This window comes from Desulfitobacterium sp. THU1 (assembly GCF_038181555.1).
Classification (GTDB): Bacteria; Bacillota; Desulfitobacteriia; order Desulfitobacteriales; family Desulfitobacteriaceae; genus Desulfitobacterium.
In genome coordinates this window covers 136447-150107 of sequence record NZ_JBBWUA010000001.1, presented here as the reverse complement: position 1 = coordinate 150107, position 13661 = coordinate 136447, and the positions used below count along the sequence as shown (strand labels likewise).

Sequence of the window (13661 nt, the reverse complement as noted above, 5' to 3'; positions counted from 1 at the left end):
CATTTTCAGATTAGTTCCGTATCTTTTTTCATAAATAGCTTAAGATTTCTGTGCTGCGGCATTAATCCTGGGTTCTGCCAAGTATTTTGTTGGCGGCATACACACCGCTGATGGCTGCAGGCTCCATTCCCAAACCATTATGATCGCCAGCCATGATTAACCCGGGCGCCAGGTTCTGTGGAAGTACCAGGTTTGGGTTAGTAAACAGTGCATGCTCAAAATGCTGATGACCTAAAACCTCCCATTCATCAAAATATTTATTAAAGTGTTCTTCAAAAGGTATTTCTGTGAAAATTTCATAGATGCCCGGACGCTTCCATGCGGTAAAAATAATGGGGATGGAATCATTAAAGATATGGACGGTGTGCTTCTGGTAGCGGGCTTTCATTTCCCCTTTGATTAGATAAGCATGCAATACGGAAGCATTTCTTATTTTCAATGGTTTTACTTCCTTTACATTGGCGAGCAAGTCTCTAGTCACATTGGCGGGCGTAGCCAAGACAAGGTGCTTCGCTGTGAAATTGTCGCCATTGACGGTAGTAACGCGCCAGCCACCTTCGATCTTCTCAACGCCGTTCACCATATCAATAACAACTTTTCCTTTTTTCTCGGACAATTCCCGGGTTATTCGATCCGCTTCAAAAGTAAAACGCTTCAACTCCATAACCAAAGCCTGAACACAATTCAAGTAATCCAGAGCCGACAGCTTCTTGATCGGGGTGCCTGTGCATCCATGGGCAAACAGACTCACAAGATCATCGGCAATTTTCTGAAAACCGACCTCTTCAATCATCTGATCAGCTGTTTTGTAGAATAGATCACTAATAAAGGGATCGTCCTTGAGAACAGAGGCTAATTCGCGGGTTTCACACTCTTTCTTGAACTTAACGTAATGGGGCAAGAACTCCTTCTTCATATAGCGCATAAACTTCAACAGACTGCCGGCATGGCTCAAAGTGTGAGCTGAGATTGCCGAGAATTGCTTGTGTTCATCCGGGTGGCAGCATCCCTGACGCAAACTTGGAAGAACATCGGATCCGGGTGTCAGAATCTTTGAACTCAACATATGCTGGTAGCTTCCGAAGTAAAAAACCGCACCATAATTCATGTCAAGCTCGGGATCATACATGATACGCCCGCCCATGCGGTCGCATATAAGTGTATAAGCCCGGTTCTCCTTCCTGAGCCCATAAGCGCAGTTCATTCCCGCAGCACCGCCGCCAACTATGATGGTTTCAGTGTCAAAACTACTCATAATAAACTAACCTCCTTGTATCATTTCGATATATTTGCATTCTTCATAACTGCTCTGTCTTCATCATTATTTCGCCTGAATACTTTTTATCACAAGCACAGCATGAATCGAGTTTACCAGTGGGATAAAGAGAGCACAGACTTGTGACTTCCTGTGCTTCTTTCACCCCAACGAGGCTCCTATAAAATCCCTATATCCTCGATGAAAAACTCATTTCCACTTACTAGTTCAAGATTGTTTGAACCACAGTGATTACACTTCATATCGGCATAATTACCGACATAATCCTGGTTCTCCTTCCCACACTCAACACAACGAACCACAAGAGGGATCTTGATGATTTCCAGTTCGGCCTCATCTGCAATTGTCCCCCTGGCAATGTATCTGAAACACTTTTCCATCATATCGTGGATTATATCTCGGATTTCGCCAATTTTCAGTCTGACATGCACAACCTTTTTGGCTCCTGCCAATTCGGCGTGCTTCAGTACAATCTCCACAACATTTTCAGTTATTGCCATTTCATGCATAAAACCTTACCTCACAGACAGGTTTATTTTTTCGAGAGATTTCCAAAAGACTTACGATATTCCTGCATCTCACTGTAAGCGTCAAAGATCGAATCAGGCAGCACTTCGACGGATTCTTTCTTCACCAGCACTTTAGCCTGCACCGGACAGACTTGAACGCATTGACCGCAACCGACACAGCTTGAGTCAGAGACAGGTTTGTTTTCTTCATTCATGGTTATAGCATGCATTGGACACCGCTCCACACACTTACCACAACTGATGCAGACGTCCTGATCCTGCTCCAGGTAATAGTTGCTGATGTTCTTTGTAGCAGGGCCGCCGAAGAGTTTGGCAGCCTGAAGTATACCACAGCCGTCAACATGACAGGAGCACACTATCTCGCTGTTCTTGGAATAGACACACTGAATAACCATTCCTTTCTCAGTACTTCGCTTCAGAATGTCCAGCACTTCATCAATGGTAATTTCCCGTGCTATGCCATTTTCGATATAAAACTCCGCCATTTCACCGCAAGTGATGCAGGTCTCCATTTCAAAGCCCATATCCGGCGCGCCGCAAGTTTTGTTGAGCTGGCGGCAGGTACAGGGAGAGACGCCAAAAACGTTATACTGTTTGACTTGCTTCACAATATCATCGTAAGGATAGACCTCGCTGCCCTTGACTACGTCCATATTGATAGGAACGGCACGATAGAAGGGAATGTTTACGTCATATACCTGCTGAAGCATACCCTGCCCAAAATGGCTGGCAAGCCCCATTGTCCATTCTTTCTCATCCAGATGATTAAGATTAAACTCATATACCCCGTGAGCTACCGGAACAACATAATACTCAGCTCTTCCGCCGCGACGTACTCTATAGAGCAGTCCCCTATGGGACATGTCTTCAAGAATTTCAGATGCCTTTTCAATGGATAGATCAGTTATTTCTGCGTACCGCTGAGCAGTGAAGTAAGTATCCCTCTCCATCTCCAGCCAGTATGCAACGTCCTCTGGGCTGAAAAAGCGTTTAAGCAGAACGAATTCGACACCGGATTCCGTCGGACAATAGCCGAAGCTCAACTCGTTCATCCTGTCGCGCAGCTTGACATAGTTTTCTTCAATTTCCGCTTGAGTTAGGTTTTCAACTTTTAACACGCTAACATCTCTCCTTTAATGTTTTACTGAATTTTGTTGCTATTTAATATGCATGACTCCCTGTTTCTCAACGGGATTACCTTAGGAAATACAGAGGTTAATGAAATATTGTACAATCTTAATGTATTTCCATTCCTTTAAACGGTCAACAGACGATATAATTTCAAAGTCTAAATCGTTGACTTTTTGCTGAATAAGTCTATTGGTTTTTATGAATTTTATTGCTAGAATAAACTTAGTGATATCTGTAACTTTCTTCAAACCACAGGTATTAAGAACCCATAGTTAGTACTAGTGGAGGTAACAGTATGTCCGTATGTAAAGCAACGAAAGAATTGTATAAAAACACCCTTCTCTCCCTAGCAAAAAAACGCCCTCTCGCTAAAGTCACCGTCAAAGATATACTTAATTCCTCACAAACGGCCAAGCAAACGTTCTACAACCATTTTGAGGACAAGTACGATCTTATCAACTTTGTACTGTATGATTTTGTCGAGGGAATCGAAAAGTCACATGCCATGCGTTCCTATGAGGGAATACTCTCTGTTCTCGATTTCACAAGGGAAAACAGTTCATTTTTTTCGTCCATAGTCAAGAAAGGCAACCCTAGTAATTTCCCGGAATTTTACTATCGTTGGTGCGTAAATTATTATGTAGTTGCTTTACAGAAGGAATATGGACTCAAGGTTATCTCTCCGGACATAAAAATGGCTATCGACTTTTACTGTCACGGCGCTGTGGGTATTTATATTGATTGGATACAAAGCGGGATGACAGAAGGAAAGAAATTAATAGCAGAAGCTATCGTAAAGTGCCGTCCCAAGGCACTGGCTTTTTACTTTCCTATTGACGACTCACGCTGCTGTTCTAGCTGAAATGGGTATCCTAAGTACCTATAAGATTTTTAAATGAAAATCTTTTTAAGCATGATAATGGAACCATACTTTTTCCTTGGGCAGATAGAGGAAGTATAATAATTCCTAGGAGAATTTGAATAGCCACCCTAGCGAGATGGTAGGAAAGTCCCGTACTTAGTGTCGCCAAGGGAGGGTAGGTCTTCGATGATTCCCGCTGTTTGACCAGCCCAGTCGACTTCCATTTGCTCGCCAGGCTTATGGCTGATATGCATGGTTGCTTTGGTCTTTGTCATATACTGCTGATAGTTTAGCCTGCTCTAGAATGAATACTGTGAATTTTGCCGGTTAAGTAATGATATCCCTCTCATGTATTCTCAATTCTGTTACTACGAAAGGTAGCTTTCGCCCTCAAAGGGGATGCATCTTTTAACGAAAAGGATCATAAACACAAAAAGGCACCGCTTAAAACGATGCATTTTCTCTCCTAAACAGCTGAAAAGCCCAGTAACACTGGGCTTTTAATTGTATCAATAGTTGAGTGCTTATTTGGTGGAGACGAGGGGAATTGCACCCCTGTATCGAAGAGCTGCCACAAAAGCGTCTACGCGTGTATCCTTCTCTTTAAAATTCGCCTCTTGGTCTCCAGAAGGCAGGATACTTCCAAGGCTATCTCGATAATCTTAGCTAATGACTCCGAGAATTGTCATTAGAGCAGTCCTACTAATTTGACACCCTGACCCCTCATCGTAGGCCTTGAAGGCAGGATGCTAGAGCACTTAGGCTGCTAGAGCGTAATTATCGTTGTTAACTATTAAGGTCCACCGTTTAACGAGACCAGGTGGAATCTCGACGCGCAACTCTTGCCACCGCTTCCCCGAGCGAGTCTAAAACGTCCCCGTGTTTGATGTTACATTCATAGTATATCAGTTTTTAGTTTAAATAACAGCGGTACATCTTTCAATTTCTAGTTTTTAATTAGATTTTTTTGATATTAATTCCATTGTAGATTATGGACCATTGTCGACTCCTGTGTTAGGATGTTTTTGGGGAGTTTAACTGTTGACAAGACAGGAAAACAGCCCCCTTATTTAAAAAACTCTAACCTTTGGAGGCTAAAATGAAGCAGGACATGATTGTACTATTGGATCTGGGTAGCCGGAATAATTCCGCTATGGCAAGGGCAATTCGTAATCTTGGTGTCTATAGTGAGATTCACCCTCACGATATTACGCCGGAGCAGCTTGCCCAGCTGCCAAACGTTAAAGGCATTATTATCAACGGAGGGACCAACAATCACATCGATGGCGTAAAAATTGACGTCGATCATGGAATCTATGCATCCGGTTATCCCATTCTGGTCGTTAATCATGAGCCGGCAAAAGGTGAACACCTTCTAGCAAACTGGCCGGAAACCGACGACGAGACGAATGAAGTTTTGCGTTCTTTTATCTTTGATACTTGCCAAGCAGTATTTAATTGGAATATGAAAAACTTCATCGAAGATCAAGTAGAGCTAATCAAAAGACAGGTGGGTGACAAAAAGGTTTTACTCGCCTTATCAGGCGGCGTTGATAGCTCAGTGGTTGCATCTTTGCTCCTCAAAGCTATTGGCAAACAGTTAGTGTGTGTGCACGTCAATCATGGACTGATGCGCAAGGGTGAATCAGAAGGTGTCCTTGAGGTATTTAAGAATCAAATGGATGCCAACCTCGTTTATGTGGATGCTAGCGAACGCTTCTTAAACAAGTTGGCAGATGTCGCCGATCCGGAGGAAAAACGCAAAATTATTGGCGCTGAATTTATTCGCGTCTTTGAAGAAGAGGCACGGAAATTGGAAGGCATCGAATTCCTGGCTCAGGGAACCATTTATCCGGATATAGTAGAAAGCGGTACGAAAACCGCCAGCGTTGTAAAATCCCATCATAATGTGGGTGGGTTACCTGATGATCTTCAGTTTGATTTAGTAGAACCCCTATATCATCTCTTCAAGGATGAAGTCAGAGCCTGCGGTATTGAGCTAGGGCTGCCCGCAACCATGGTTTATAGACAACCTTTCCCCGGACCTGGCCTCGGGGTACGTTGCCTCGGTGCTATCACCAAAACACGCTTAGAGGCAGTCAGAGAATCCGACGCCATTTTAAGAGAAGAGTTTGAGCTTGCCGGTTTAGATAAAAAAGTTTGGCAATACTTTACTATTGTCCCCGACTTTAAATCTGTGGGCGTCAAGGACCATGCCCGCAGTTATGAGTATCCTGTGATCATTCGAGCCATCAATACTATTGATGCCATGACCGCCAGCATCGAACCGATCGACTGGCCCATTCTTCTCAAAATTACGGATCGAATTTTAAAAGAGGTTCCCGACATTAACCGAGTCTGCTATGATTTAAGCCCTAAACCCTGCGCCACCATCGAGTGGGAGTAGTACCGGGCACACCTACGAGCGAGCGACCACCCTTCAAGGGAATGGTCGCTCGTGTTTTTTTAAGAACCTACTCAACTAAACAGCTCCGGTTCCCTGCGGAGAGTGCAGGCTTCCTCCAACTCCTGCTTATGGTTTAGGTAACCCGCATCATCAAAATACTTAGCCTCTGCTGGGCATTTTTTCACACAAGCACAACATTTGATACAGGGTCCGATGATGCGGGACACATCTTCAAAGTCAATGGAGCCCATCGGACACAGTTCGGCGCAAAGCTTGCAGTCGGTACAGGAACTGCTGGTTTTCGGGGTGATCTTACGAAAATCAAAAGGATTGCCCTGTTTGTCTTTTGCTACATAATAAGGGCGGTAGGGCTTCATCCCTTTGACCTTGAGATCTGGGAAAGATTGATCAGTATTCATTTTCTCATAGATCCGGCGAGTAAATTCCCTAACCACAGCCATATCCCTATCATCGGGACGACCCTGGGCGAGTTCCTTGGAAAAGGAATGTTCGCCGACGAAGGCCCCTGCGGAAATTACAACAAAGCCATTGTCCTCCATAATATCCTTAAGCTCGATTAAGGCATCATCATAATTTCTATTGCCGTAGACTACGACCGGAATTCCCAAGGCCCCCTGACCCCTCACTGTGTTCAGGTATTTTAACAAAACGTTAGGCACCCTCCCCGCGATAACCGGAACCCCCAAAATGACGAGATCGCCTTTCGTGTAGGTAACAGCCTGCTCTCTTGCTTCGGGCAAGGTGAAATCCATTTCATTAAACGAGATCATCTCATCCAGGTCAGTCAGCTCAGTCAGTTCAATCAACTCTGCTAGCTCAGTTAACTCTTTAGCAATTCCCCTGACGATTTTCTGGGTGGTGTCAGTTCCGCTAAAAAACATGGCCGTGATTCTTTTCTTCATCCTCTTCCCCCTCATATTTCCTTTATCTATGGCAACATTATACTACTTATCTGTTGCTTAATTCAGTATTTTAGTTAAATATTCTGAATATTTAGCAGCACAGTCCTAAACTCCATAACTGCAGATATTATAAAAATCCCTTGTTTTATGTATTGCTTGTCTATTAATAGCAAAAGAGATGGGAGAAGTGATTTAACTTCCCTCATCTCTTTTATTAACACAAAAAAAATTTACTCAAATTGCTACACCATTACAAATACACTATAGTGCATTCTTATCACACTGCACATATTAGAGGCTTTCATGGGTCCCGTCACAGTATGGAGGATTTTTGGTATGCTTACATGCACAAAGATAGGCAGTTCCATCCTCCTCTGCTTTAAATGCCATGGGCTCAAAGGATGTTCCTTGATGTGCTCCATTACAGAAAGGCTGAGTAGCGCTTTTCCCACAAGTACAGTAATAATACTCCTCACCCTTTTTCAGTTCAACGGGAATAGGTGTTTTTTGCGCGATGACTGGTGTATCCAATATATTTCACTCCTTTGACAATTTCTATTAGGTTATCACGAAAAAGGCCTAGACATACACTTAAGACAAATATCATAGAATACAATGCTATATACCATTTAGTGGAAAAAATCAGGACATGATCTTGATATTTTATAAGAATTGCCTTATTGGTATATCGGTTTATGAATCTATCTTATGATTTCTGAAAGGGCTGAGTTAAATGTACAATGGATATAACCCCTATGGCCATCCCTCTCCTCCTTCAAGGGACTGCGGACCAAATCCCTTTGTCGTAAATATTGAACAAGCTACGTTGCAAAATAACACCTTCCGTACCACTTTGTGGACCGGGTCGCACCTCCAGCTTACCTTAATGAGTATCAATGTGGGCGATAGCATAGGCCTGGAAATCCATCCTAATGTTGATCAATTTCTTCGTATTGAACAGGGCCAAGGCCTTGTTATGATGGGAGACAGTAGAGACAGACTTTATTACCAGCAAGGAGTAGGCGACAATTATGCTGTATTCATCCCGGCCGGGAAATGGCACAATGTGATTAATACTGGTCGTGTCCCCCTTAAGCTGTACTCTATCTATGCACCACCTCAACATCCACACGGCACTGTTCACGTAACAAAAAGGGACGCCGAAGAGCATCACACGTACTAACTAATCAACTCATTAACTCATCGACTGATCGACTGATCACCAGGACAAAGTTCTTTCTAAGAATAAAGATCACTGCAGGTGTGTACTTCTGCAGTGATCTTTTATTAGTTTATTAGAATGAGGCGAGGGGAGAATTATTTATCCTTACGGAATAAACCCTCTACTTTATCTTTATATTGTTCTGCTTTATCTTCGATTCGATCAACAATTCTCTCCGCTTTCGCTTCAGCAGCGTCTTTCCATTCTTCGGCGCGGTCCGCGATGTTTTCCAGCTTATCTTCTAGGGTATCTTTAAGCCCATCAGCTCGAGCGGCGATACCTTCCGCTTTATCCTCTACTAAATCTTTCACTTCATTGACCTTTGATTTAACCTGGTCACTTTCGAGAAATTCCTCAGCTTTGCGGACAGTTTCATTGATAGTTCCCTTGGCTGTATCCAACGCTTTATTAAGATTGCTCTTGAGGTTATCCATGCTTAATCCACTCGCTTTCTACTCATCTTGTCGTTCTGTTCTTAATATATACTCCATCTTTTCTCAATTATAGCATGAGATATCATTACTTTTTAAGATGGTAAGGTACTATAGTGACAACAAAATTTCGTCTGTAAAGCAATACCGTGCGAATCAACAAGCTCGATTGATTATGAAGAATATTGTGCCAGCCCTTTTTGGGGATGAATTCCGGAATCAGAACAGTCACTTGATAATTACCTTCCAGAGCTTTGCGCTCAACAGCATCGATAAATTTAGTTAGGGGCTGCACGATACTGCGATGCAAAGAAAACAAGGTGACCAAACGCACCCCTGTATCCCATTTCTCCCACTTTTCTTCCAGCCTTTTTTCTTCTTCCTTATCAAAGGTCACATGAACAGCAATAATCTGGTTAGCCGACAAGGATTTAGCATAGTTTAGGGAATGCTCAACGACTTGGGTGATCCCTGCGACAGGAATGATGATGACATTCCCTCGAGGAGTCAAGTCGGGCAGTGCTGTGCTCACCCGGAGTTGCTCGGCTATTTCCTCGTAATGTTTATGGATTTGACGAAACATATAAATCATCAAGGGGACGAAGAAAAATACCGGCCACACTTGGTTGAGCTTCGTTATAAAAAAGATCATCGCCACCGTGAAGCTAATGAAAGCCCCTATGGTATTGACAAGCAACTTAGGAAGCCAACCTGTTGGCCTTTCTCTATACCATTTGACCATCATACCGGTCTGAGACAGGGTAAAGGGGATAAATACCCCTACGGCATAAAGAGGAATAAGATGCTCAGTCTGTCCCTTAAAGGCAATGATAAGCAGGATGGATAAGAATCCTAAAATGATAATTCCATTCGAATAGCCAAGACGATCCCCTCTGATGGTAAACATCCGGGGAATAAATTTATCTTTGGCAAGATTAACAGCCAGCAAGGGGAAAGCTGAGTACCCTGTATTAGCTGCAAGAACCAGGATAAGGGCAGTTGTTCCTTGAATAAAGTAATAGATGGCATTTCTTCCAAATACATTCTCAGCGATTTGAGATACCACGGTCACCTCGGCACTGGGGGCAACACCGTAAAAATAGGCGAGTAGGACAATTCCGGAGAATAAGATGGCTAAGAAAACCCCCATAGCAATGAGTGTTTTGGCAGCATTATTGGGAGCAGGCTCTTTAAAATTTGGAATGGCGTTGGATATGGCTTCTACTCCAGTTAAGGCTGAGCTACCTGAGGCAAAGGCTTTCAGAATTAAAAATAAACTAATTCCTACCACTGGCGTTCCGACCTGTGTGTGAAGTTCTGGAGGCACCTGTCCTGTAAAAACATTAAATAAACCAGCACCAATCAAGATGAATAAAGCAAATACAAATAGATACACTGGATAAGCTAAGATGGTTGCGGACTCGGTTATTCCTCTTAAGTTTAGAAGGGTCAAGAAAAGAACAAACAGCACGGCTATGATCACATTATGCTCATGTAAGGCCGGCAAAGCTGAAGTGATAGCATCCGTACCTGCCGAGACACTTACGGCAACTGTTAAAATGTAGTCCACAAGCAAGGACCCTCCAGCGATTAGCCCTGGAGTTACACCCAAATTATTTTTCGAGACCACATAGGCCCCGCCACCATGGGGATAAGCAAAAATAATCTGTCTATAGGACAAAATCAAGGCGACGAGAAGAATCAATACCCCTATGGCAATGGGTATAGAGTACCAAAAGGCCGCCGCTCCAAGTGTAGCTAAAACAATGAGTATTTGTTCCGGGCCATAGGCAACGGAGGATAAGGCATCTGAAGAAAGAATCGCTAAGGCCTTTCTCTTGTTTAATTTTTGTTCTCCCAACTCTGTTGATTTCAACGGTCGCCCAATTAAATGATTTTTTATAGAGGATCTCATGGTAATTTTTCTCCTTCTAAGCTAAGCACTTAAGCAAATCATTTTGCATTCTGTCTCTACTTTATAACATCAATAAAGTTAAGACAGGATTAAGATTGGCGCCGAACACATTAAGATTCTATAAAGATCCTCTTGGCTCCAGATGGAGCTTGCCTAACAGCAGGGAGTCTTACGGCTAGCAGTCATCGAACAAAGAAAAGAGATTATCCCGAGAAATAGAAAACTGCTGAGCTTTGGTTTTATTTTCTCCAAAACTCAGCAGTATATTTCTTTTTCAAACTACAATGTGTTCAGGGCTATTATCTCTCTTCAACCATACGATAACCTACTCCGACCTCTGTAAGGATATATTGAGGTTCCCCGGGATTTTGCTCAATTTTTCTTCGAATATTGGCCATGTTAACCCGGAGGGCTTGTATTTCATTGGTATAGGGTCCCCATACCTCCTTCATTATATAATCGTGAGTGAGGACTTTACCGATATGCTTAGCAAGAAGCACGATAATTTTATACTCAATGGGAGTCAAATGAACTTCATTCCCGGCAAGGGTCACACGTCTTTTGCCATAGTCGATGGTGAGGTCTCCCACCACGACTTTGTCATTCTCCGCAAAGCTGTTCATTATATTGCTTAGATTATGCCGAAGGGCTGTGCGAATTCGTGCTAAGAGTTCCATGGTCCCAAAGGGTTTTGTGATATAATCATCTGCACCACAATCAAGAGCTTCTACCTTTTCACGCTCATGCCCACGAGCTGAGACCACCACAATAGGAATACTTGTCCACTGACGAATCGTTTTTAAGACTTCAAGGCCGTCCAGGTCGGGTAACCCGAGATCCAGCAAAATTAAGTCCGGACCATGGGAAGCAGCCATAGCAATGGCTTCTTTACCCTTTGTTGCTTTTATCACCTTATAATGGTTCGATTCAAGGATCGCTGATATGAAATTACTAATCCCACCCTCATCCTCAACGATGAGTATTAAAGGGTTATTGTTCAATTTCCTTCCCCTCCAGTGGCAGTGTAAACTGGAAAACTGCCCCACCTGTCTCATTGTTGGCTGCCTCCATGGTTCCATGGTGAGCCTTAATAATGGACATACAAATAGATAAACCAATCCCCATTCCTCTTGTCGCATCGGCGCTGCGTTTTCCACTGGGAACGTAGCTTGCAAAGAGATAAGGAAAATCCTGTTTGACTATGCCTGTTCCGGAGTCAATCACTTCAAATACTGCATTGCTTTTCTGCTTCTTTAACGTGACCTCGATGTCCGTATTCTCAGGTGAATGCTTAATGGCATTTTCAATAAGATTGATCAAAACCTGCTCGATCAAGATCCCATCCATAGGGACCATCAGCAGCTCATCAGGTACCCGTACCCTTATTTTCTGTTCCGGGAACCTTATGCGGATCCGGTGTACTGCTTCCGCAACAATCTCCTCAGCAGCTTCCGGGGTTTTGGTGACATTCATGGTTTCTTCCTTGATTCTTGTCACCGACAGTAGATTTTCAACCATTCTTATAAGCCACTGAGAGTCTTCTTTAATGTTAGAAAGCAATTGTTGCTGAGTCTGTTTATCTAAGGAATCGACGTGTTCTAAAAGGGTAGAGCTTGCACCCAAGATCCCGGTTAGAGGAGTGCGGAGGTCATGGGATATAGCCCGCAGGAGATTGCTACGCATTTTTTCCTTTTCCGACTCCACAAGCTGGTTTTGAGCGCGGATGGTCAAGGTGCTGGTCAGAAAAGCCACGACCAGCATAATGGCAAAAGTTATAGGGTAATGGCGTTGGATAGCATGAAAAGTATAATAGGGGTAGGTAAAAAAGAAATTAAACAGCAGTACACATAAGGCGGATGCCACAACACCATAGACATATCCCCTAGTTACTAGTGAAATAATAAGTACGGACAGGATATACACCATAATAACATTAGGATCCCCAATCTCCAGCGCGCGTAGCCCCATGGATAACAGGGTGGCAGCGGTAAGTATACCAATGGTTTTGATGGTGTCTGTTAAGGTTAAGGATAGATTCTTCATTATTTCATCACCTTTAGGTTGATATTACTCGTCTTTATGTCGTTGGGCAAGGGGAGTTTCTCAATTAACTAAAGAACATAAATTAAATTTTTCTCATTAATAGATTACACTTGACGATATGACGCACCTGTCATAATATTGTGGTGACAGTGGTGTCATATTTAAAAAAGCACGTCATAAGAGTATAAAAAATTAAGACATAAATCAGGAAAGGAGATGTCCTGATCTTGCCAACCCAGACTTTTTTTAATCTACCCGAAGAAAAAAGAGAGCGCATCACTGAGGCTGCCATGAGCGAATTCTCGGCATATCCGTTTGCTCAAGCGAGCATCGCTCGAATTATTGAGCAAGCTGGAATTCCGCGAGGTAGCTTCTATCAGTATTTTAAAAACCTTAAGGATCTATATAAGTATATTTTTAATCTGGCGGTAGAAAAAAAACTCCAGTATTTTGAGGATAGAATTCCCAATCTGCATGGCGAGGGCTTCGACTTCTTTCAGATCTTGCACAGGCTTTTTATGGTGGGCATCGAGTTTGCTCAAGAGCATCCCGAGCTTTTAGCCCTGGGGGATCGATTTATTAAGGATAACAATCAAAAACTGCGGGAGGAAGTGCTGGCGGAGCAAAATCCCAAATCCCTGGATTTCTATGGAGAAATGTTGCGCAAAGGCTATGAGCTGGGACAGCTTGATCCAACGACGGATTTCACGGCTGCCCTACTGATGATGCAAGCCTTAAACAAGGCTCTTCTTGACGCCTATCTTACCCTCAGTCAAAACAGTCAGGGCTCAATCTTAGAGGATAGCCGTTATCTGGACCTGATTGATAAATTTCTCTACCTTTTCGCACATGGTTTAGAAAAGCGAGTCGTTAGCAACGAGTAAGCGTTAATCATTTTCAATCGTCACCATTTGAGGAGGA

The 13661-nt window shown here is 43.1% G+C and carries 14 protein-coding genes and 1 other RNA gene; 4 read left to right on the top strand and 11 right to left on the bottom strand.

Annotation, left to right across the window (positions count from 1 at the left end):
* Window positions 1–61: 61 nt before the first annotated feature.
* From AAC978_RS00725 to AAC978_RS00715, 3 genes are all read right to left on the bottom strand, one after another.
* Window positions 62–1255 carry an NAD(P)-binding protein gene (locus AAC978_RS00725; protein ID WP_341546040.1) on the bottom strand — a complete coding sequence of 398 codons (1194 nt, stop codon included), beginning with the start codon at window positions 1253–1255 and terminating at the stop codon, window positions 62–64.
* 179 nt (window positions 1256–1434) lie between these two features.
* Complete coding sequence (locus tag AAC978_RS00720; protein WP_341546039.1) at window positions 1435–1785, bottom strand: hydrogenase maturation nickel metallochaperone HypA; 351 nt, start codon at window positions 1783–1785, stop codon at window positions 1435–1437.
* Between the two features lie 23 nt (window positions 1786–1808).
* Complete coding sequence (locus tag AAC978_RS00715; protein WP_341546038.1) at window positions 1809–2924, bottom strand: 4Fe-4S binding protein; 1116 nt, start codon at window positions 2922–2924, stop codon at window positions 1809–1811.
* Window positions 2925–3232: 308 nt separating this feature from the next.
* On the opposite strand from AAC978_RS00715, the gene AAC978_RS00710 reads away from it, so the two are divergent.
* The gene (locus AAC978_RS00710; protein WP_341546037.1) at window positions 3233–3799 is read left to right on the top strand and encodes a TetR/AcrR family transcriptional regulator C-terminal domain-containing protein; all 567 of its coding nucleotides are present in this window, start codon (window positions 3233–3235) and stop codon (window positions 3797–3799) included.
* 128 nt (window positions 3800–3927) lie between these two features.
* Here the strand turns inward: AAC978_RS00710 and AAC978_RS00705 are convergent, their stop codons facing one another.
* Window positions 3928–4074, bottom strand: coding sequence for a hypothetical protein (locus tag AAC978_RS00705; RefSeq protein WP_341546036.1), 147 nt, complete (start codon window positions 4072–4074; stop codon window positions 3928–3930).
* Window positions 4075–4328: 254 nt separating this feature from the next.
* Window positions 4329–4678: a transfer-messenger RNA gene (gene ssrA, locus AAC978_RS00700) on the bottom strand.
* Window positions 4679–4898: 220 nt separating this feature from the next.
* On the opposite strand from ssrA, the gene guaA reads away from it, so the two are divergent.
* Window positions 4899–6206, top strand: a complete 1308-nt coding sequence (guaA, locus tag AAC978_RS00695; RefSeq protein WP_341546035.1) for a glutamine-hydrolyzing GMP synthase — start codon at window positions 4899–4901, stop codon at window positions 6204–6206.
* Window positions 6207–6277: 71 nt separating this feature from the next.
* On the opposite strand, the gene AAC978_RS00690 is transcribed toward guaA, so the two are convergent.
* On the bottom strand, window positions 6278–7129 hold the full coding sequence (locus tag AAC978_RS00690) for a ferredoxin (protein ID WP_341546034.1): 852 nt from the start codon (window positions 7127–7129) through the stop codon (window positions 6278–6280).
* A gap of 291 nt (window positions 7130–7420) precedes the next feature.
* Window positions 7421–7660, bottom strand: a complete 240-nt coding sequence (locus tag AAC978_RS00685) for a CDGSH iron-sulfur domain-containing protein (protein WP_341546033.1) — start codon at window positions 7658–7660, stop codon at window positions 7421–7423.
* A 202-nt stretch (window positions 7661–7862) separates the two neighbouring features.
* On the opposite strand from AAC978_RS00685, the gene AAC978_RS00680 reads away from it, so the two are divergent.
* A complete protein-coding gene (locus AAC978_RS00680) occupies window positions 7863–8312 on the top strand; it encodes a cupin domain-containing protein (protein WP_445900264.1) in 450 nt (149 codons plus the stop codon).
* 134 nt (window positions 8313–8446) lie between these two features.
* Here the strand turns inward: AAC978_RS00680 and AAC978_RS00675 are convergent, their stop codons facing one another.
* The 4 genes from AAC978_RS00675 to AAC978_RS00660 all read right to left on the bottom strand — a co-directional run bounded on the left by AAC978_RS00675 (window position 8447) and on the right by AAC978_RS00660 (window position 12740).
* Window positions 8447–8785, bottom strand: a complete 339-nt coding sequence (locus tag AAC978_RS00675; RefSeq protein ID WP_341546032.1) for a mannosyltransferase — start codon at window positions 8783–8785, stop codon at window positions 8447–8449.
* A gap of 85 nt (window positions 8786–8870) precedes the next feature.
* Window positions 8871–10697 carry an APC family permease gene (locus AAC978_RS00670; RefSeq protein WP_341546031.1) on the bottom strand — a complete coding sequence of 609 codons (1827 nt, stop codon included), beginning with the start codon at window positions 10695–10697 and terminating at the stop codon, window positions 8871–8873.
* Between the two features lie 299 nt (window positions 10698–10996).
* A complete protein-coding gene (locus AAC978_RS00665) occupies window positions 10997–11698 on the bottom strand; it encodes a response regulator transcription factor (protein WP_341546030.1) in 702 nt (233 codons plus the stop codon).
* A complete protein-coding gene (locus tag AAC978_RS00660; RefSeq protein WP_341546029.1) occupies window positions 11688–12740 on the bottom strand; it encodes a sensor histidine kinase in 1053 nt (350 codons plus the stop codon). The genes AAC978_RS00665 and AAC978_RS00660 overlap by 11 nt, the downstream gene beginning before the upstream one ends.
* 227 nt (window positions 12741–12967) lie before the next feature.
* On the opposite strand from AAC978_RS00660, the gene AAC978_RS00655 reads away from it, so the two are divergent.
* Window positions 12968–13624, top strand: coding sequence for a TetR/AcrR family transcriptional regulator (locus AAC978_RS00655; RefSeq protein ID WP_341546028.1), 657 nt, complete (start codon window positions 12968–12970; stop codon window positions 13622–13624).
* The last annotated feature ends 37 nt before the right edge of the window (window positions 13625–13661 follow it).